At 64.4% G+C, this 17,690-nt stretch carries 18 protein-coding genes and 1 pseudogene; 8 read left to right on the top strand and 11 right to left on the bottom strand.

Annotated features, from left to right (window positions below; genetic code table 11):
- Positions 1 to 14 precede the first annotated feature (14 nt).
- Together rimM and rpsP are read right to left on the bottom strand one after the other, a co-directional pair.
- Complete coding sequence (gene rimM, locus V8Z74_RS02125; protein ID WP_066472905.1) at positions 15 to 584, bottom strand: ribosome maturation factor RimM; 570 nt, start codon at positions 582 to 584, stop codon at positions 15 to 17.
- Positions 585 to 708: 124 nt separating this feature from the next.
- Complete coding sequence (gene rpsP / locus V8Z74_RS02120) at positions 709 to 963, bottom strand: 30S ribosomal protein S16 (protein WP_066472908.1); 255 nt, start codon at positions 961 to 963, stop codon at positions 709 to 711.
- A gap of 303 nt (positions 964 to 1,266) precedes the next feature.
- Between rpsP and V8Z74_RS02115 the strand changes: the two genes are divergently transcribed.
- Positions 1,267 to 1,752, top strand: a complete 486-nt coding sequence (locus V8Z74_RS02115) for a TM2 domain-containing protein (protein ID WP_349707670.1) — start codon at positions 1,267 to 1,269, stop codon at positions 1,750 to 1,752.
- 140 nt (positions 1,753 to 1,892) lie between these two features.
- Here the strand turns inward: V8Z74_RS02115 and V8Z74_RS02110 are convergent, their stop codons facing one another.
- The 6 genes from V8Z74_RS02110 to V8Z74_RS02085 all read right to left on the bottom strand — a co-directional run bounded on the left by V8Z74_RS02110 (position 1,893) and on the right by V8Z74_RS02085 (position 7,670).
- On the bottom strand, positions 1,893 to 2,903 hold the full coding sequence (locus tag V8Z74_RS02110; RefSeq protein ID WP_066472942.1) for an inorganic phosphate transporter: 1,011 nt from the start codon (positions 2,901 to 2,903) through the stop codon (positions 1,893 to 1,895).
- A 19-nt stretch (positions 2,904 to 2,922) separates the two neighbouring features.
- Positions 2,923 to 3,570: a DUF47 domain-containing protein gene (locus tag V8Z74_RS02105; protein ID WP_066472946.1), complete on the bottom strand. Its 648-nt coding sequence runs from the start codon at positions 3,568 to 3,570 to the stop codon at positions 2,923 to 2,925.
- 503 nt (positions 3,571 to 4,073) lie between these two features.
- Positions 4,074 to 4,850: an ABC transporter ATP-binding protein gene (locus V8Z74_RS02100; protein ID WP_502879420.1), complete on the bottom strand. Its 777-nt coding sequence runs from the start codon at positions 4,848 to 4,850 to the stop codon at positions 4,074 to 4,076.
- Between the two features lies 1 nt (position 4,851).
- On the bottom strand, positions 4,852 to 5,634 hold the full coding sequence (locus tag V8Z74_RS02095; protein WP_349707667.1) for an ABC transporter ATP-binding protein: 783 nt from the start codon (positions 5,632 to 5,634) through the stop codon (positions 4,852 to 4,854).
- 16 nt (positions 5,635 to 5,650) lie between these two features.
- On the bottom strand, positions 5,651 to 6,730 hold the full coding sequence (locus V8Z74_RS02090; protein ID WP_066472957.1) for an ABC transporter permease subunit: 1,080 nt from the start codon (positions 6,728 to 6,730) through the stop codon (positions 5,651 to 5,653).
- Between the two features lie 10 nt (positions 6,731 to 6,740).
- Positions 6,741 to 7,670, bottom strand: coding sequence for a branched-chain amino acid ABC transporter permease (locus V8Z74_RS02085; RefSeq protein ID WP_349707665.1), 930 nt, complete (start codon positions 7,668 to 7,670; stop codon positions 6,741 to 6,743).
- 406 nt (positions 7,671 to 8,076) lie between these two features.
- Here V8Z74_RS02085 and V8Z74_RS02080 point away from each other — a divergent pair, with 406 nt between their 5' ends.
- A complete protein-coding gene (locus tag V8Z74_RS02080; protein WP_349707663.1) occupies positions 8,077 to 8,700 on the top strand; it encodes a uracil-DNA glycosylase family protein in 624 nt (207 codons plus the stop codon).
- A 1-nt stretch (position 8,701) separates the two neighbouring features.
- Here V8Z74_RS02080 and V8Z74_RS02075 read toward each other — a convergent pair whose 3' ends face one another.
- Positions 8,702 to 10,078 carry a replication-associated recombination protein A gene (locus V8Z74_RS02075; protein WP_349707661.1) on the bottom strand — a complete coding sequence of 459 codons (1,377 nt, stop codon included), beginning with the start codon at positions 10,076 to 10,078 and terminating at the stop codon, positions 8,702 to 8,704.
- Between the two features lie 78 nt (positions 10,079 to 10,156).
- On the opposite strand from V8Z74_RS02075, the pseudogene V8Z74_RS02070 reads away from it, so the two are divergent.
- Positions 10,157 to 10,429: pseudogene (locus V8Z74_RS02070) on the top strand (hypothetical protein); the annotation flags it as partial.
- Positions 10,419 to 11,774 (top strand): branched-chain amino acid transport system II carrier protein, encoded by a 1,356-nt coding sequence (brnQ, locus tag V8Z74_RS02065; RefSeq protein ID WP_349707659.1) that lies wholly within the window; start codon positions 10,419 to 10,421, stop codon positions 11,772 to 11,774. The pseudogene V8Z74_RS02070 and the gene brnQ, both read left to right, overlap by 11 nt.
- A gap of 3 nt (positions 11,775 to 11,777) precedes the next feature.
- Here the strand turns inward: brnQ and lolA are convergent, their stop codons facing one another.
- Both lolA and V8Z74_RS02055 read right to left on the bottom strand, forming a co-directional pair.
- Entirely contained in the window at positions 11,778 to 12,413 is a 636-nt protein-coding gene (gene lolA / locus V8Z74_RS02060) for an outer membrane lipoprotein periplasmic chaperone LolA (RefSeq protein WP_066472969.1), read from the bottom strand.
- A 58-nt stretch (positions 12,414 to 12,471) separates the two neighbouring features.
- Positions 12,472 to 14,832 carry a DNA translocase FtsK gene (locus V8Z74_RS02055; protein ID WP_066472970.1) on the bottom strand — a complete coding sequence of 787 codons (2,361 nt, stop codon included), beginning with the start codon at positions 14,830 to 14,832 and terminating at the stop codon, positions 12,472 to 12,474.
- Between the two features lie 261 nt (positions 14,833 to 15,093).
- Between V8Z74_RS02055 and trxB the strand changes: the two genes are divergently transcribed.
- The 4 genes from trxB (at position 15,094) to V8Z74_RS02035 (ending at position 17,637) form a co-directional block, all read left to right on the top strand.
- Positions 15,094 to 16,047, top strand: a complete 954-nt coding sequence (gene trxB / locus V8Z74_RS02050) for a thioredoxin-disulfide reductase (protein WP_066472972.1) — start codon at positions 15,094 to 15,096, stop codon at positions 16,045 to 16,047.
- Between the two features lie 283 nt (positions 16,048 to 16,330).
- Positions 16,331 to 16,564, top strand: a complete 234-nt coding sequence (rpmB, locus tag V8Z74_RS02045; RefSeq protein ID WP_003058229.1) for a 50S ribosomal protein L28 — start codon at positions 16,331 to 16,333, stop codon at positions 16,562 to 16,564.
- 20 nt (positions 16,565 to 16,584) lie between these two features.
- Positions 16,585 to 16,755, top strand: a complete 171-nt coding sequence (gene rpmG / locus V8Z74_RS02040) for a 50S ribosomal protein L33 (protein ID WP_066472974.1) — start codon at positions 16,585 to 16,587, stop codon at positions 16,753 to 16,755.
- Positions 16,756 to 16,998: 243 nt separating this feature from the next.
- Complete coding sequence (locus tag V8Z74_RS02035; protein WP_349707656.1) at positions 16,999 to 17,637, top strand: hypothetical protein; 639 nt, start codon at positions 16,999 to 17,001, stop codon at positions 17,635 to 17,637.
- Positions 17,638 to 17,690: the final 53 nt, after the last annotated feature.

Here is a 17,690-nt window from a genome sequence, read left to right as displayed (position 1 = left end):
GGGTCGACGGCGGCTCAATAGTCGGGCTGCCAGTCGGCCACGATGGTCTTGCCCGCCAGGTCCACCTTGTCCACATAGGCGTCCACGAAGGGTATGAGACGTTCCTGCTCCTTGCCTTGTGCTTCGTAGCCCAGCACCAGCACCGTCTGCGGGCCCGTGGCCATCAGGTCCTTGACCACGCCCAGGGCCACGCCCTCGCGGTTGACCACGGACAGACCCATCAGGTCCACCCAGTAGTACTCGCCGTCCCCGGCCTTGGGGAAATGCTCGCGCGCAACGAAGATGCGCGCACCGCGCAGCGCCTCGGCCGCGTTGCGGTCCACGACTTGTGCCGAGGTGGCCACAATGGAGTCCGAATGCGTGCGCGCCTGCTTGACGGACAACACCACCGTGCCGCTGAACTGCTTGGCGCCTTTTTCGGGGGGTTGCAGAAACCACTGCTTGGCCGTGAACAGCGCCTCGGGGTCGCTGCTGAACGCCTGGACCTTGAACCAGCCCTTGATACCCCAGGCATCGGCTATGCGCCCGACCTCGACCGCATCCGCAGGCAAGGTGGCAGCTTCAAGTGCAGGCATATGGCTCATGGCAGTTTCTCTGGACAACTAAAAATCAAAAGTCTGGCGGGACGCCAAGAATAAAAAACGGGTTCCGTCAGACAAGCCAACGGAACCCGCTTTGGGAACGATGCCTAGCGGCAGCAACCTGAAATCAGGCGGCAACCTTCTTGGCAGCTTCCTTGACCAGGCGCTCGACCGTGTCGGAAGCTTGCGCACCGACGCTCTTCCAGTAGTTCACGCGGTCCAGGGCAACGCGCAGGCCTTCTTCGGCACCGCGGGCGTTGGGGTTGTAGAAGCCCAGACGCTCGATGAAGGCGCCGTCGCGACGCACGCGCTTGTCAGCAGCAACGATGTTGTAGAACGGACGGGCCTTGGAGCCGCCGCGGGAGAGTCGAATGACGACCATGATTAATCCTTCGGGTGGTCACAGCAATCTGCTGCATTTCTCACGGCGTTTGAGACACGCGACATGGCCACCCGGCCAGCGACACGCCGTAAAACGCTAGAGTATATCGTTTTTTGTGTTTTCTACCAACTCGGCCTGCCGCAAGCCGGAGATTGCCACACCTCTTGCCCCGGTGGCTCCATCGAGGCTTGCCCGCAGGCGCGACACATGAATAATGGGCCCGGCGCCCCAAAACCTCATTGCAGGCTCCACCCATTTCCCTTATCCACCCTCGGCACCCGGAGTGCCTCCCCTGCATTGCCCATGACCCAGCCCACCACTGCAGCCCCTTCCTCCTCGCGCAGCAAAAGCAAGACCGTGGCCGCCTGGCTGGCCTTTCTGGGCGGACCGCTGGGGCTGCATCGCTTCTATCTTCACGGGCTGGGCGACTGGCTGGGATGGCTGTTGCCCGTGCCCACGGCACTGGGCATATACGGCATGGAGCGGGTGCAGCAGCTCGGCCAGGACGACCAGCTCAGCTGGGTGCTGATTCCGCTGCTGGGCTTCACGATGGCGGCCTGCGCGCTACGCAGCATTCTCTACGGGCTGACCGACAGCAAAGCCTGGAATCGGCAGCACAACCCGGCGCTGGCGGAGGATGCGGCGCCGGGGCAGACGCGCTGGGCCACGATTTTCGGCATCGCGCTCGCACTCATGGTCGGCGCCACCGTGCTCATGGCCAGCATTGCCTACAGCTTTCAGCATTACTTCGAGTACCAGGTGGAAGAAGCGCGCAAGATTTCCCAGTAGGCCTCTGCGGCGCTCCAGGCACCATCGGGGTGCATCCCGCCAAAAAAAAAAGGCTTCGCATGCCGCGAAGCCTTTTTGCATCCTACCACCCCACAACGCTGGCTGGTCAAGCGCCAGACGCTATCTTTACAAGAGCATCCTCAGTACAGCTGCAGGCTCACCCAATAGGCAATTGCCGCAACGAAAGCGCTGGCCGGAATCGTCAGAATCCAGGCCCAGACGATGTTGCCTGCCACGCCCCAGCGCACGGCGCTGGCCCGCTGGGTGGAGCCCACGCCCACGATGGCGCCCGTGATGGTGTGCGTGGTCGAGACCGGCACCCCCAGAAAGGTGGCGATGAACAGCGTCAGCGCGCCGCCGCTTTCGGCGCAGAAGCCGCCCACGGGTTTGAGCTTGGTGATCTTCTGGCCCATGGTCTTCACGATGCGCCAGCCGCCGAACATGGTGCCCAGGCCGATGGCCATGTAGCAGCACACAATCGTCCAGGTGGGAGGCGCCGCGTCACCCGCATTGGCATAGCCGGTGGCGATCAGCAGCAGCCAGATGATGCCGATGGTCTTTTGGGCATCGTTGCCGCCGTGGCCCAGGCTGTATGCGCTGGCCGATAGCAGTTGCAGCCTGCGGAACCACCGGTCCACCTTCAGCGGACTGGTGCGCCGGCAGATCCAGGCCACCAGCACCATCATCAGCGAGCCCAGCAGATAGCCCAGCACCGGCGAAACGAAGATGAAGGCCACGGTCTTCCAGATGCCGCCGGCAATCAGTGCGCCCGCGCCGGCCTTGGCGATGACCGAGCCCACGATGCCGCCAATCAGCGCATGCGAGGAGCTGCTCGGAATGCCGTAGATCCAGGTAATGACGTTCCAGGCGATGGCGCCCACCAGGGCGCCGAAGATCACATGCGTGTCCACCACTCCCGGCTGCACGATGCCCTTGCCCACCGTGGCGGCAACGCTCAGGTGAAAGACGAAGACGGCAATCACGTTGAAGAAGGCCGCAAACACCACGGCCTGCGTGGGCTTGAGCACCCCCGTGGAAACCACGGTGGCAATGGAGTTGGCGGCGTCGTGGAAGCCGTTCATGAAATCGAACAGCAAGGCCAGCGCGACCAGCAGAATCACAACCCAGAGGGCTGCTTGTGCGGTTTCCATATCCGGCTCCCGGCTGCGGTCAGGAGTTCTCGAGGACGATGCCCTCGACCAGATTGGCTACGTCCTCGCAGCGGTCGGTAATCGTTTCGAGCAGCTCGTAGATGGCCTTGAGCTTGATGACCTCGCGCACATCGGGCTCTTCGCGGAACAGCTTGCTCATGGCCGCGCGCAGCACGCGGTCGGCATCGCCTTCGAGACGGTCGATTTCCTCGCAGGTCTTGCGCGCCGCCTCGACCACCGACGCATCGGCGATGCGGCCCAGCATCTTGACCACGTCGCGCACGCGTTCGCAGCAGCGCACGCACAGCTCCGTCAGGCGCGTGATCTCGTCCGTCATCTGGCGAATGTCGTACAGCGCCATGGTCTCGGCCGAATCCTGGATCAGGTCGGCCACGTCGTCCATGGTGTTGATCAGCGAATGGATGTGTTCGCGATCCAGCGGCGTGATGAAGGTCTTGTGCAGCAGGGTGGTGACGTCGTGCGTCACGCGGTCTGCGGCGCGCTCGGCGTTGTCCACATCGTCGTTGTATTTCTCACGCAGATGCGGGTCGTTGTAATTGGCGACAAGCTGCGAGAAGGCGTGTGCCGCATCAACAATGCGGTCCGCATGTTGATTGAACATCTCGAAAAAATTGCCTTCGCGCGGCAATAACTTGCCAAACAGCATGAATGCTCCTTACCGGGGACAGAATAGAACCAGGCGACTCAGTGCTCCACATAAGGCATGCTGGGCATGGCTTCCCGGTTTGAACGGGGCGAAGTGTACTCTCGAGGCCTTTTGCGTTTTGGCGCGCATCATGGACAACCCTATCAAGCGCCACGAAAAATAAAATACACCGGGCGCCCCGTGCACCAGGCGGCCCGCAGGAAGCTCCGTTCGGGCAGCGGGGGCTCCGCCAGCAGCCCTGCGGGCGTGGCTTGCCAACCCTTCGTACCCTTTCAGCAAGCGGCGGAAAGCACTGTTCAAGGAGGGTGGTACGGGCGACAAAGGCATGCGCGTTTTTTTTTCTTTATATTTCTTTTTGAAATATATAAATACAGATTTCTTGAAGTCTAGAAAATCAAGGAACGCATACACGCCGGCTACAACAAGCCCTCGCTGTCACGAAATCGTCATTTTTTTGACACGCCAAGCATTTTTAGGGGAATTTTCCTGGCGCTGGAACCTACTTATTCTCCTAGGTAGGCGGCGCGCACCCGGGGGTCATCGAGCAGTTCCTGGCCCGCGCCGGTCATGGTGATGATGCCCGACTCCATCACATAGCCGCGGTCGGCGATGGCCAGCGCGCGGCTGGCGTTCTGCTCGACCAGCACCAGGGTCACGCCCAGCGCATAGACGTCGCGCACCACCTCGAAGATCTTGTCCACCATGATGGGCGACAGGCCCATGGAGGGCTCGTCCAGCAGCAGCACCTTGGGCTGGCTCATCAGTGCGCGCGCCATGGCCAGCATCTGCTGCTCGCCGCCGGACATGGTGCCCGCCAGCTGGTCCTTGCGCTCCTTGAGGCGCGGGAAGATGCCGAACATGCGCTCGATGTCGGCCTGGATGCCGGCCTTGTCGCTGCGCGTATAGGCGCCCATGAGCAGGTTCTCGGTGATCGTCATGCGCGCGAACACGCCGCGCCCTTCGGGCACCATGACCAAGCCCTGCGCCACCAAGTCCCAGGCACCCTTGTTCCGGATGCTCTGGCCCAGATAGAGGATTTCGCCGTCCGCCATGGGCAGGCCCCGCGTCACGGCCTTCATGGTCGTGGTCTTGCCCGCACCGTTGGAGCCGATCAGCGACACCAGCTCGCCCCGGCGCACCTCGAAATCCACGCCCTTGACGGCCTGGATGCCGCCGTAGGCCACCTTCAGATCCCGGACCTGCAGCAGCACTTCGCCTGCTGCCCTGCCGCCGGCGGCCGATGCGGCGTCCGCCGGCCGGTCTTGCGTTGCTTGCTGCATTTCAGTGCCCTCCGGTGCCCAGGTAGGCCTCGATCACTTTTGCATTTTTCTGCACCTCGGCCGGCGTGCCTTCGGCAATCGGCTTGCCGTAGTCCAGCACCGTCACGCGGTCGCACAGGCCCATGACCAGCTTCACATCGTGCTCGATCAGCAAGATGGTGCGCCCGTCGTTGCGGATACGGTCGATCAGTTCGCGCAGCTGCACCTTTTCGGTGGCATTCATGCCGGCCGCCGGCTCGTCCAGCGCGATCAGCTGCGGGTCGGTGGCCAGCGCGCGAGCGATCTCCAGGCGCCGCTGGTCGCCATAACTCAGCGTGCGGGCCTTGAAATCCGCATATTTGGCGATGCCTACATAGTTGAGCAGCTCATGGGCGCGCTCGCGGATCGCCGCTTCCTCTGCCTTGAAGCGCCGCGTGCGAAAGACCGCGCCGATCAGGCCGGAGTGGGTGCGCACATGGCGCCCGACCATGACGTTCTCCAGCGCCGTCATCTCGGCAAACAGCCGGATGTTCTGGAAGGTGCGCGCAATCCCGGCCCGGGCCACCTTGTGGACGGCCGAGGGCTGGTAGGGCTTGCCCGCCAGCTCGAAATGGCCGGTATCGGGCGTGTACAGGCCCGTGATCACATTGAAGAACGTGGTCTTGCCTGCGCCGTTGGGCCCGATCAGGCCATAGACCTGGCCCTGCGCAATCTTCATGTTCACGTCCGACAGGGCCTGCAGGCCGCCGAAGCGCTTGGAGATCCCTGAAACCTCGAGAACGGTGGAAACCGTGCTATTCGACATTGCGTCTCCTCCGTGCTCAGGACCGCTGCGGCAGGTTCTTGCCGTGCTCGGGCGTAGGCCACAGGCCGCGCGGGCGCATCAGCATGATGACGATCATGGCCAGCGCGATCAGCAGTTGGCGCAGGATGGAGGCGTCCAGCCGCCCGTCGGTCATCTGCTGCAGCGGGCCGGCCACATAGCGCAGCACCTCGGGCAGGGCCGAGAGCAGCACGGCGCCCAGGATCACGCCCGGAATATGGCCCAGGCCGCCCAGCACGACCATGGCCACGATCATGATGGACTCCATGAGGCTGAACGATTCGGGCGAGACAAAGCCCTGGAAGGCACCGAACATGGAGCCGGCCACGCCGCCGAACGAAGCCCCCATGCCGAAGGCCAGCAGCTTCATGTTGCGCGTGTTGATGCCCATGGCCTTGGCCGCGATCTCGTCCTCGCGGATGGCCATCCAGGCGCGGCCGATGCGCGAGTCCTGCAGCCGATAGCAGATCAGGATGGTGATCAGCACCAGGGCGAGGAACAGGTAGTAGTACAGCGTGACCGACGCGATATCGAAGCCCAGGATCTCCTGGCGCCGCGCCAGGTCCAGGCCGAAGATCTTGACCGAGTCGATCTGGCCGATGCCCTTGGGACCGTTGGTGATGTTGACCGGCTGGTCCAGGTTGTTCATGAAGATGCGGATGATCTCGCCGAAGCCCAGTGTCACGATGGCCAGGTAGTCGCCGCGCAGGCGCAGCACCGGCAGCCCCAGCAGCACGCCCGTGCAGGCCGCGAGGAAGACGCCCAGCGGAATCACCAGCCAGATGGAGGTGTGCATGCCGTCGGGGAACATGGCGCTGAACCACTCGAAGGTCTCGCCCAGATGGGGCGATGCCATGAGCGCGAACATGTAGGCCCCCACCGCATAGAAGGCCACATAGCCCAGGTCCAGCAGGCCCGCGTAGCCCACCACGATGTTCAAGCCCAGCGCCAGCATCACGTACAGCAGGGCCAGGTCGGCGATGCGCACCCAGGCGTTGCCGAAATATTGCAGGATCAGCGGCAGCACCAGCAGCGCCAGGCCGCCGCACAGCCATTTGAGTGCCTTGTTGTCTTTCATGGCAGTCCTTTCAGGCGCGGTCGGCCACGCGCTCGCCCAGCAGGCCCGAGGGGCGCAGCGTGAGGATGATGATGAGCACGATGAAGGCAAAGATGTCGGTGTACTGGCTGCCCAGCACGCCGCCCGTCAGGTCGCCGATGTAGCCCGAGCCGATGGATTCGATCAGCCCCAGCAGCAGACCGCCGACGACGGCGCCCGCAAGGTTGCCGATGCCGCCGAACACGGCCGCCGTGAAGGCCTTGAGGCCGGGCAGAAAGCCCATGGTGTGGTGGGCCGTGCCGTAGTTCGAGGCATACATGATGCCCGCGATGGCCGCCAGCACGGCACCGATGATGAAGGTGGCCGAGATCACCATGTCGGGCTTGACGCCCATCAGCGCGGCCACGCGCGGATTCTCGGCCGTGGCGCGCATGGCGCGGCCCAGCTTCGTGTAGTTGACCAGGTACATCAGCGTGACCAGCGCCACCACCGTCACCGCCAGCACCAGGATCTGCGTGGGCGTGATCACCGCCGTGCCGATCTCATAGGGAATGGAAGGCAGCAGCGTGGGATAGGCCTTGTAGTTGGGCTTCCAGATGATCATGGCCAGCGTCTGCAGCAGGATGGACACGCCGATGGCGGTGATCAGCGGCGCCAGGCGCGGGCTGTTGCGCAGCGGCCGGTAGGCGATTTTCTCGATGGCGAAATTCAGCGTCGCGGCCACCACGCAGGCAATGACGGTGGCGACCAAGAGCATGAGCCAGCCGGGCAGATAGGGCATGGCCTCCTGCATCAGGCCTATGCAGCTCCAGCTGGTCAGCGCGCCGACCATCAGCACCTCGCCGTGGGCGAAGTTGATCAGCTGAATGATGCCGTACACCATGGTGTAGCCCAGGGCTATCAAGGCATACATGCTGCCCAGGACCAGACCGTTGATGATCTGCTGCAGCAGGATATCCATACGCGCGCACTCCTTCTCCCGTCAAAGATGGAGACACTGCAAGCCTCTCATCCCGAACGACGGAGCCAGCGATGCCATGTCCGCCCCTGCCTTGTTGGTCCGCTCGGGCGGTCTGACGGCTTTGTGGGCCGCACGCAGCAGGAAGCTGGCGCGATTCTAGGCAGCGCCCGCCCCTGCGTAAGGGCGGGGTTTCCCGTGGCTTTACAAGAGGAGGCAAGGCTTTTATACGGCAGTGCAACATGAAAAAAAAGTAGCAGCTACCGCTTTCAAAACAAGCACTTAACCTTTGCTTGAATGCTCAAACATACGAAAAGCAGGCGTCTGCCGCTAGCATTTCAGTAGATGAAAGCATGCTGGCATGCAGCCTGCCGGCAACGCCCAGGCCCTTGAGAACCATACGCTCCGCATGAATACGCACCGCCCTGCCCCTTCCGAAGCGCCGCCGCTCGATGCGCTGCTTGAGCGCGTGCGCGCCTGCACGCTGTGCCAGGGCCTGCCGCTGGGCCCCAGGCCCCTGCTGCAGGCCGGCAGCGGCGCGCGCATCCTGATTGCGGGCCAGGCGCCGGGGCGGCGCGCCCATCTGAGCGGCATCCCGTTCGACGACGTGAGCGGCGAGCGCCTGCGCGCCTGGCTGGGCCTGACGCGCGCGCAGTTCTACGACGCCAGCCGCGTGGCCATCGTACCCATGGGCCTGTGCTTTCCCGGCACCGGCAGGAGCGGCGACCTGCCGCCGCGGCCCGAATGCGCACCGGCCTGGCGCACGCCCCTGCTGGCGGCGTTGCCGCAGATCGAGCTGACCGTGGTGCTGGGCCGCTATGCGCTGGCCTGGCATTGCCCCGGGCAGGCACGCGCCACGCTGGCCGATGCGGTGGCCGCCTGGCTCCAGGCGCCGGGGCCGGTGATCCCCCTGCCCCACCCCAGCCCGCGCAACATGGCCTGGATCAAGCGCCACCCCTGGTTCGAGGCCGAGGTGCTGCCGCTGCTGCGCGAACGCATACAGCTCGCCCTGGGCACGCCAGGCGCCGCCTGATTCACTCTTCCGTGGACTCGCCTCCGGCCTGCGCCCGCGCGGCCGCATTGAGCGCGCGCAACTCCTCCAGCTTCTGGCCGATCTTGATCTCCAGCCCGCGCGGCACGGGCTGGTAGAAGCCGGGCTCCTCCATGCCGTCGGGCAGATAGGTCTCGCCCGCCGCAAAGCCGCCTTCCTCGCTGTGCGCGTAGCGGTAGTTCCTGCCGTAGTCCAGCTGCTTCATGAGCTGGGTCGGCGCATTGCGCAGGTGCAACGGCACGGGCCGCGTGGCGTCGCCCTTCACGAAGGCCTTGGCCTTGTTGTAGGCCATGTAGCCGGCATTGCTTTTGGGCGCCACGGCCAGGTAGATCACGGCCTGCGCCAGCGCCAGCTCGCCCTCGGGACTGCCCAGGCGCTCGTAGGTGGCGGCCGCGTCGTTGCACATCTGCATGGCGCGCGGGTCGGCCAGGCCGATGTCCTCCCAGGCCATGCGCACGATGCGCCGCGCCAGGTAGCGCGGGTCGGCGCCGCCGTCCAGCATGCGGCAGAACCAGTACAGAGCCGCATCGGGATCGGAGCCGCGCACCGATTTGTGCAGCGCGCTGATGGTGTCGTAGAACTGCTCGCCGCCCTTGTCGTAGCGGCGCATGCGCTCGCCCAGCACCTGCAGCAGCCAGGCATCGGTGATGCGCTCCACCTGGGCCTGCTCGGCCGTGATGGCCAGCGTCTCCAGTGTGTTCAGCAATCGGCGCGCATCGCCGTCGGCATAGGCGATCAGGCGCTGCAGCGCGTCGTCTTCGATAGCAGGAACCGCTTGTATGGCCTGGGCCTTGGCCACGATCTGCTTGAGATCGTCCTCGCCCAGCGACTGCAGCACATAGACCGCCGCGCGCGACAGCAGCGCCGAATTGACCTCGAACGACGGGTTCTCGGTGGTCGCGCCGATGAAGGTGAACAGCCCGCTTTCCACATGCGGCAGAAAGGCGTCCTGCTGGCTTTTGTTGAAGCGGTGCACCTCGTCCACGAAGACGATGGTGCGCTGCTGCATCAACCCGTCGCGCGAGGACTGGGCGCGCTCCACGGCCTCGCGGATGTCCTTGACGCCGCCCAGCACGGCGCTGATGGAGATGAACTGCGCATCGAAGGCATCGGCCATGAGCCGCGCGATCGTGGTCTTGCCCACGCCGGGCGGGCCCCAGAGGATGCAGCTGTGCGGCCGGCCCGATTCGAAGGCCAGGCGCAGCGGCATGCCCGGCCCCAGCACATGCTGCTGGCCTATCACCTCGGCCAGCGTGCGGGGGCGCAAACGCTCGGCCAGCGGCTGGTGCGGGGCCGAAGCGCCGGCCTTGCCGCCGAACAAATCAGAGGCTGCCGAAGGGTTTGTTGCAGGTGTTGCCATATATCAGAACTTCTTATCAGGCAGAATAGGGTTTCAGCGGATTATTGCTCTCCATCGGCGAAGAATCCCCTCTTCGTTATGGATATCGGCTTTTCTGGTCTGCCAGCCACAAGCTTAAACGGCCCAGCCCCTCTGATTCCTCAGCCGCCTGCCGCCATCCACAGGGCCTGGCAATCCCGGCGCCTGATGCGGCCACCCGCCCTCAGCCGGAACTCGGAATCCGCCATCGCACTTGATTCCAACTTCCATGGCCATTGCTGCGTGCCTTGCGGCAGGCCCGGGCTTTTTCGTATGACACAACTCAAGACGCGGGACCTGATCGCCCTCGGCTTCATGACCTTTGCGCTGTTCCTGGGCGCAGGCAACATCATTTTCCCCCCCCGTCGTCGGCAAGGCCGCGGGCGGGCACCTGTGGGGCGCGGCCGCCGGTTTTCTGCTCACCGGCGTGGGCCTGCCGCTGCTGACCGTGGTGGCCATGGCCCGCGTGGGCGGCGGCATCAAGACCATTACCGCGCCTATCGGCACCGTCGCGGGCACCGTGCTCGGCATTGCGGTGTACCTGTGCATAGGCCCGTTCTTCGCCACGCCGCGCACGGCCACGGTGTCGTTCGAGCTGGGCATCGCCCCGCTGACCGGCTCCTCGCCCACGGCACTTTTCGCCTACTCGGTGGCCTATTTCGGCCTGACCATGCTGCTGTCGCTGTACCCCGGCAAGCTGGTGGACAACATCGGCAAGCTCATCACGCCGGTGCTCATCGTGGCCCTGGCCGTGCTGGGCAGCGCGGCCTTCATGCTGCCGGCCGGCGGTCCCGGCACGGCCGCGGCCGGCTACCAGAGCGCCGGCATGGCCCTGGGCCAGGGCTTTCTGCAAGGCTACCAGACCATGGATGCACTCGCGGCCCTGGTCTTCGGCATCGTGATCATCAATGCCATCAGGGACTGCGGCATCTGCGACGCGCGCCTGCACACCCGCTACGCCATCATCGCCGGCATCATGGCCGCCACGGGCCTGGGCCTGGTCTATGTTTCCCTGGTCTACCTGGGCGCCACCAGTGGCGCCCTGGCGCCGGACGCCGCCACGGGCGTGCAGCTCCTGACCTCTTATGTGCAGCACACCTTCGGCCGCTGGGGCATGGTGCTGCTGGCCGTGGTCATCCTGCTGGCCTGCCTGACCACGGGCGTGGGCCTGGTCAGCGCCTGCGCCACCTATTTCGGCCAGCTCACGGGCTGGGGCTACCGCCGCACCGTGGTTGCCATCAGTCTGTTCAGCCTGGCGGTGTCCAACCAGGGGCTGGAACAGCTGATTGCGCTGGCCGAGCCGGTGCTGGTCGCTATCTACCCGCCAGCCATCGCCCTGGTTGTCTTGAGCCTGCTGTCCTCGCTGTGGAAGTCGCCGGCCGGGTCTATATCCCCACCATGCCGCGGCCCTGGGGCTGGGCATCTGCGACGCCGTCAAGGCCGTGATGGGCCCCGATGCGATTCCGCCATGGCTGGGCCAGTTGCCCGGCGCCTCGGTCAGCCTGGGCTGGACGCTGCCCGTGCTGGCCGTCGCCGTGCTGGCCGCGATTGCCGACCGGATGCTGGCCACGCCTGCGCCCTTGCCTTCTGCTGGCAATACATGAGCCGGCAACGCTTGAAGCAAGTTCCAAAAAAAGGTCTGCATGCAGACCTTTTTTGTTTCCCCGAATCTCTTTAGCGCTTATTGCTTGAGCACATCGGCGCCCTTGGGCGGCGTGAAATGGAAGGTGGCGGCCGGCAGCGAGCCCAGGGTCTGCAGCTGCCTGAACTGCATCAGCGAGCGCTGGCCGAAGCTGTCCAGGATGTCGAGCGCGGCCAGCTGGCCCTGCGGCGTGAAGCCCACGCGCACGCTCTTGAGCTGGCCGGCCTTGTCCCTTGGCGTGGCCAGAACCCACTCCAGCCCGCCCTCGTCCGGCGCCGGCTGCAGGTCGAAGTCCGCCTTCAGCGCCTTCAGGTCGGTGGCCGCTGTCAGGATGGCCGCCGGCGTGCTGCCCAGCACCTGGGCCTGTGCGCGCTGCGTGACCTGGTTCAGGTCCGCGTCGTACAGCCACAGCGTCTTGCCGTCGGCCACGATGGTCTGCTCGAAGGGCTTGGTGTAGACGAACTTGAACTTGCCGGGGCGCTGGAATTCGAAGCTGCCGCTGGAATTCTTGGTGCGCGCTTCCTGGCCGTCCTTGGCCGGCGCCGTCACGGCCTGGGTGAACTCGGCCTTGCCGGCCTGGGCGTTCTTCATGAACGCTTCCAGGCTCTGCAGCCCGTCGGCCAGTGCCAGGCCTGCGCTGCCGGCCATCAAAATCGCAGTGATCATTTTCTTCATAGAAGCTCTCCGATAAGTCCCTGGCGGGGTGCGCCGAGCCGTCTCGCGGCTCGGGGCATCAGGATTCCCGGGCCGGCACCAGCACTTCGCGCTGGCCGCTGGACGTGAGCGAGCTGACCAGGCCGGCCCGCTCCATCTGCTCGAGCAGGTTTGCCGAGCGGTTGTAGCCTATGCGCAGCTTGCGCTGCACGTAGGAGATGCTGGCCTTGCGATCCTTGAGCACGATCTCCACGGCCTGGTCGTAGAGCTCGTCCTTTTCGCCGCTGCCGCCGCCTTCTCCATCGTCATCGCCGTCGCCATCAGTGGTGCCGCCTTCCAGCACGCCTTCGATGTAGTCGGCTTCGCCCTGCTCCTTGAGATAGCTGACGACGCGGTGCACCTCGTCGTCCGAGACGAAGGCGCCATGCACGCGGATCGGCAGGCCCGTGCCGCTGGCCATGTAGAGCATGTCGCCCATGCCCAGCAGCGACTCGGCACCCATCTGGTCCAGCACCGTGCGGCTGTCGATCTTGCTCGACACCTGGAAGGCGATGCGTGTCGGGATGTTGGCCTTGATCAGGCCCGTGATCACGTCCACGCTGGGGCGCTGGGTGGCCAGGATCAGGTGGATGCCGGCCGCGCGCGCCTTCTGGGCCAGGCGGGCGATCAGCTCCTCGATCTTCTTGCCGACGACCATCATCAGGTCGGCCAGCTCGTCGATGACGATGACGATGTGCGGCAGGCGCTGCAGCGGCTCGGGATCCTCGGGCGTGAGGCTGAACGGGTTCGGGATCGATTCCTCGCGCGCCCTGGCCTCGTCGATCTTGGCGTTGTAGCCGGCCAGGTTGCGCACGCCCAGCTTGCTCATGAGCTTGTAGCGGCGCTCCATCTCGGCCACGCACCAGTTCAGGCCGTTGGCGGCCTGCTTCATGTCGGTGACCACGGGACACAGCAGATGCGGAATGCCCTCGTAGACCGACATTTCCAGCATCTTGGGGTCGATCATCATCAGGCGCACGTCGCGCGCCTCCGCCTTGTACAGCAGCGACAGGATCATGGCGTTGATGCCCACCGACTTGCCCGAACCCGTGGTGCCGGCCACCAGCACGTGCGGCATCTTGGCCAGGTCGGCCACCACCGGGTTGCCCACGATGTCCTTGCCCAGGCCCATGGTCAGCAGGCTCTTGGCATCGTGGTAGACCTGCGAGCCCAGCACTTCCGACAGGCGGATGGACTGGCGCTTGGCATTGGGCAATTCGAGGGCCATGTAGTTCTTGCCCGGAATGGTCTCGATCACGCGGATGGACACCAGCGACAGCGAGCGCGCCAGGTCCTTGGCAAGGTTCACGATCTGCGAGCCCTTGACGCCCGTGGCCGGCTCGATCTCGTAGCGGGTGATCACGGGGCCGGGCATGGCGGCGACCACGCGCACTTCGACGCCGAAGTCCTTGAGGCGCTTTTCGATGAGGCGGCTGGTCATTTCCAGCGTCTCGGGCGAGACGCTTTCCTGGCGCTGCTGCGCCGCGTCGAGCAGATCCACCTGCGGCAGCCTGCTGTCCGGATGGTCGGTGAACAGCGGCTGCTGGCGCTCCTTGACCACGCGCACGCTGGGCTGGGCCGCTTCCTGCAGCACCGGCTCGATGATCTGCACGGGCTGGTGCACGCCGGTTTCCGCGCCTTCGCTGCGCTCCTGGATCACCTCCTCGCGCTCGCGCGCGGCCTTGCGGCCGGCCGCTGCGTCCCTTGCGATCTCGCGGCGCTCGCGGCCGAACTGGACCAGCCCGTCCAGGCGCGCGCCCAGGCCCTCGGCCAGGCTGCCCCAGGAAAAGCCGAACACCATGGCCGTGCCGAGTATGAACAGGCAGATGCCGATCAGCCCCGAGCCGGTAAAGCCCAGCCACTGCAGGCTGTGCAGGCCCACCATGTAGCCGAACACGCCGCCGGCGGGGCCGGGGAGCATGCTTTCGAAGCGGTACAGGCGCGTCCATTCGAGCGCGCAGCTGGAGGACATGAGCAGGAACAATCCGCCCCAGAACAGGAAGCGGCGGCGCCACAGCGGCATCAGGGACAGCTGCGCGCCCTCCTTGTCCGTGCCGCCGCGGATCCAGCGCATCAGAGCAAAGCACCAAGTCTGGACGGCGGCCAGCACCAGCCACCAGATCGACATGCCGAAGCCGAAATAGCAGGCATCAGCCAGCCAGGCACCGACCCGCCCCATCCAGTTGTGGACGAAGGTCAGGTGCCCGTTGCCCGAAGTGGACCAGGCCGGGTCCTGCGGCGAATAGGTGAACATGGCCATGAGCCAGAACACCAGGGCCAGCAGTCCCATCATGAGCAAGACCTCCTGGCTGAAGCGGATCACCCCATAGCGCACAGGCGGCGTGCGGGATTTGGCCTTGCCAGAAGAAGACGCTTTCAGAGCGTTCAATGAATAAGTCATAAACAGCGGGAGCTTACCCCAGGCCCTTGGCCTGGCCATGGAAACGGCCGAAGCAGCCAGCTAGCGTAATGCAAGCACTTGCAACAAAACACAATGCCGGACAGCGCAACCGATCCATCAGCATCATTTTTAACAATTGCGGCGATTAAAGCGGCACAGAACGCAACTCTTGATCACGAGCGATACTCCCATACCTATCCTGTCAAACCCCAACCTGTTCGCGCCGGTTGTCGGCATGCTTTTTTAACAGAGCCCCGTTTCATGTCTTCTACAACACAACACGCACAAGTCCTCATTCTCGGCTCCGGCCCCGCCGGCTACACGGCAGCCGTGTATGCGGCCCGCGCCAACCTCAAACCCCTGCTCATCACCGGCATGGCCCAGGGCGGCCAGCTGATGACGACCACCGAAGTGGACAACTGGCCCGCCGACGTGATGGGCGTGCAGGGCCCGGAGCTGATGCAGCGCTTTCTCGAGCATGCCGAGCGCTTCAAGACCCAGATTGTCTTTGATCACATCCACAAGGTCGACTTTTCCAAGCGTCCGTTCACGCTGACCGGCGACAGCGGCACCTACACCTGCGACTCGCTGATCATCGCCACCGGCGCCTCGGCCAAGTACCTGGGCCTGCCTTCCGAGGAGGCCTTCATGGGCCGCGGCGTGTCGGCCTGCGCCACCTGCGACGGCTTCTTCTACCGCGAGCAACCCGTGTGCGTGATCGGCGGCGGCAACACCGCCGTGGAAGAAGCGCTGTACCTGTCCAATATCGCGAGCAAGGTCACCCTCGTGCACCGCCGCGACAAGTTCAAGGCCGAGCCCATCCTGGTGGACAAGCTGATGGAAAAGGTCAAGGAAGGCAAGATCGAGCTCAAGACCCACTTCACGCTCGACGAGGTGCTGGGCGACCAGAGCGGCGTGACCGGCATCCGCATCAAGCACACCCAGGACGGCCATACCGAGGAAATCGCCCTGCAAGGCGCCTTCATCGCCATCGGCCACCATCCCAACACCGATATCTTCCAGGGCCAGCTGGAGATGGAAAACGGGTACATCGTGACCCAGGGCGGCCTCAAGGGCTTTGCCACCCAGACCAGCGTGCCCGGCGTGTTTGCCGCCGGCGACTGCCAGGACCATGTGTACCGCCAGGCCATCACCAGCGCCGGCACGGGCTGCATGGCGGCGCTCGACGCCCAGCGCTTCCTCGAGCAGGAGTGACCCCTTGCTGCCCGGCCGACGGCCAGGCAGAGCAAAAAGCCCCTGGACTTCGCCAGATATGTGCGGGTCCGGGGGCTTTTTGCCGAAAACGCTATAATCGCAGGCTTTGCTGGATCTGAAACCGTCTGAAGCGAGTGAAGCCAAGCTTTGCGCCGCGCCGGACACTCCTGCAAATCCGGGCTACCGCCACCCAATGAAAACTGGCGAGGTGAGGTCGGCAACCCAGCCTGCTTGCGCAGGCTCTCCGGTGTTGACGACCGTTTAAAACTATCGGAGTGTCCTCATGGCACGCGTATGTGAAGTAACGGGCAAGAAGCCCATGGTGGGCAACAATGTTTCCCACGCCAACAACAAGACCAAGCGTCGTTTCCTGCCCAACCTGCAATACCGCCGTTTCTGGGTGGAGAGCGAAAACCGTTGGGTGCGCCTGCGCGTTTCCAGCGCTGCTCTGCGTCTGATCGACAAGAACGGTATTGACTCCGTGCTCGCAGACATGCGCGCTCGTGGCCAGGCTTAATTCCCCGAAGGAGAAAAATCATGGCTGCTAAAGGCGGACGCGAAAAGATCAAGCTGGAATCCACTGCAGGTACCGGCCACTTCTACACCACGACCAAGAACAAGAAGACGATGCCTGAAAAGATGTCGATCACGAAGTTCGACCCCAAGGCTCGCAAGCACGTCGAGTACAAGGAAGTGAAGCTGAAGTAATTCGGCATTGCTCCAAAAAACCGCCTCACGCAAGTGCAGGCGGTTTTTTTATGCACGCAGTGGCCGAAGGCCCGCGCAGGAACCCTCCCTATACTTGGCGCTTTTCAACGAGGACGGAGGGATCCCATGAATCGAGGAATGCCGGGTGCAGCACTGCTCATTTCGCTTGCCATGTCGTCAGCCGTCCTTGGCCAGACATTCGTATGCCCCACCGGTCCCGGGCCCGGCCAGCGGCAGGTCGGCATGACCGGAGGATCGCCCGGCCTGGCATCCGTGCCCGTCTGCGTACAGAACGGTGCCGCTCCCGCGGCAAGCCAACCTGCAGAGAGCTCGCCCGCCGACGCACTGGCCGGCATGGCAGGCATCCACATGGACCTGTTGCGCGAAGGGCAGGAGCTCGTGGAGGAAGGTCAGAGGATTGCCCGGGACCCCGAGTTCCAGAAGCTGCGCAAGGGCTACTGGACTTTCTCGCATGACGAGCGGAATCCGCGCTCGGGTCTGCAATGCGCCGCGACTTTCGGCAGCCTGTCCGGCGCCGTCCAGCTTTCCGGGCCGACTGCCTCGCACAAGGGCGCACTCCTGACCTTTCTGGGCATGGACATTCCCAAACCCGCCAGCCCCCGGAAAGTCAGAACCACCCTGGTCCAGAACAAGGAGCAGCCCCAGGAAGTAGGCGCGATCAACTACGCCATTGCCGAGGGGAAATGGGGTGCTCTCGCCTTTGCGCTTGCCGGACCCGAAGCGCTGATCAAGGAGCTGGAGGAACAGGCGGACTTCAGGGTGTCCGTTGACGGCAGGAACGTCATCACCACCTTCTACAAAGAAGGTTCCAAGGCCCGCGAATACATGCGCCAATGCCTTGCGGGCCAGCTGGCGAAATAGGAACGCCGCTCTTGCGGAGAGACATCCCGCCGTACCTCCAAGCGGCCGGGCTC

This window comes from Comamonas sp. w2-DMI, from assembly GCF_040187735.1.
In the GTDB taxonomy this organism is placed as follows: domain Bacteria; phylum Pseudomonadota; class Gammaproteobacteria; order Burkholderiales; family Burkholderiaceae_C; genus Comamonas; species Comamonas terrae.
Note: the sequence above shows the minus strand (reverse complement) of the source record. Positions and strands in the feature narration are given on the sequence as shown.

Coding starts and splice junctions, on each gene's coding strand:
- rpsP (WP_066472908.1), bottom strand. CDS start 963: ATGGTCGTCATTCGACTCTCCCGCGGCGGCTCCAAGGCCCGTCCGTTC.
- V8Z74_RS02095 (WP_349707667.1), bottom strand. CDS start 5,634: ATGTCGAATAGCACGGTTTCCACCGTTCTCGAGGTTTCAGGGATCTCC.
- trxB (WP_066472972.1), top strand. CDS start 15,094: ATGTCTTCTACAACACAACACGCACAAGTCCTCATTCTCGGCTCCGGC.
- V8Z74_RS02090 (WP_066472957.1), bottom strand. CDS start 6,730: ATGAAAGACAACAAGGCACTCAAATGGCTGTGCGGCGGCCTGGCGCTG.
- V8Z74_RS02110 (WP_066472942.1), bottom strand. CDS start 2,903: ATGGAAACCGCACAAGCAGCCCTCTGGGTTGTGATTCTGCTGGTCGCG.
- V8Z74_RS02075 (WP_349707661.1), bottom strand. CDS start 10,078: ATGGCAACACCTGCAACAAACCCTTCGGCAGCCTCTGATTTGTTCGGC.
- V8Z74_RS02100 (WP_502879420.1), bottom strand. CDS start 4,850: ATGCAGCAAGCAACGCAAGACCGGCCGGCGGACGCCGCATCGGCCGCC.
- V8Z74_RS02115 (WP_349707670.1), top strand. CDS start 1,267: ATGACCCAGCCCACCACTGCAGCCCCTTCCTCCTCGCGCAGCAAAAGC.
- V8Z74_RS02035 (WP_349707656.1), top strand. CDS start 16,999: ATGACCGGAGGATCGCCCGGCCTGGCATCCGTGCCCGTCTGCGTACAG.
- rpmG (WP_066472974.1), top strand. CDS start 16,585: ATGGCTGCTAAAGGCGGACGCGAAAAGATCAAGCTGGAATCCACTGCA.
- rpmB (WP_003058229.1), top strand. CDS start 16,331: ATGGCACGCGTATGTGAAGTAACGGGCAAGAAGCCCATGGTGGGCAAC.
- V8Z74_RS02105 (WP_066472946.1), bottom strand. CDS start 3,570: ATGCTGTTTGGCAAGTTATTGCCGCGCGAAGGCAATTTTTTCGAGATG.
- V8Z74_RS02055 (WP_066472970.1), bottom strand. CDS start 14,832: ATGACTTATTCATTGAACGCTCTGAAAGCGTCTTCTTCTGGCAAGGCC.
- V8Z74_RS02080 (WP_349707663.1), top strand. CDS start 8,077: ATGAATACGCACCGCCCTGCCCCTTCCGAAGCGCCGCCGCTCGATGCG.
- V8Z74_RS02085 (WP_349707665.1), bottom strand. CDS start 7,670: ATGGATATCCTGCTGCAGCAGATCATCAACGGTCTGGTCCTGGGCAGC.
- rimM (WP_066472905.1), bottom strand. CDS start 584: ATGAGCCATATGCCTGCACTTGAAGCTGCCACCTTGCCTGCGGATGCG.
- lolA (WP_066472969.1), bottom strand. CDS start 12,413: ATGAAGAAAATGATCACTGCGATTTTGATGGCCGGCAGCGCAGGCCTG.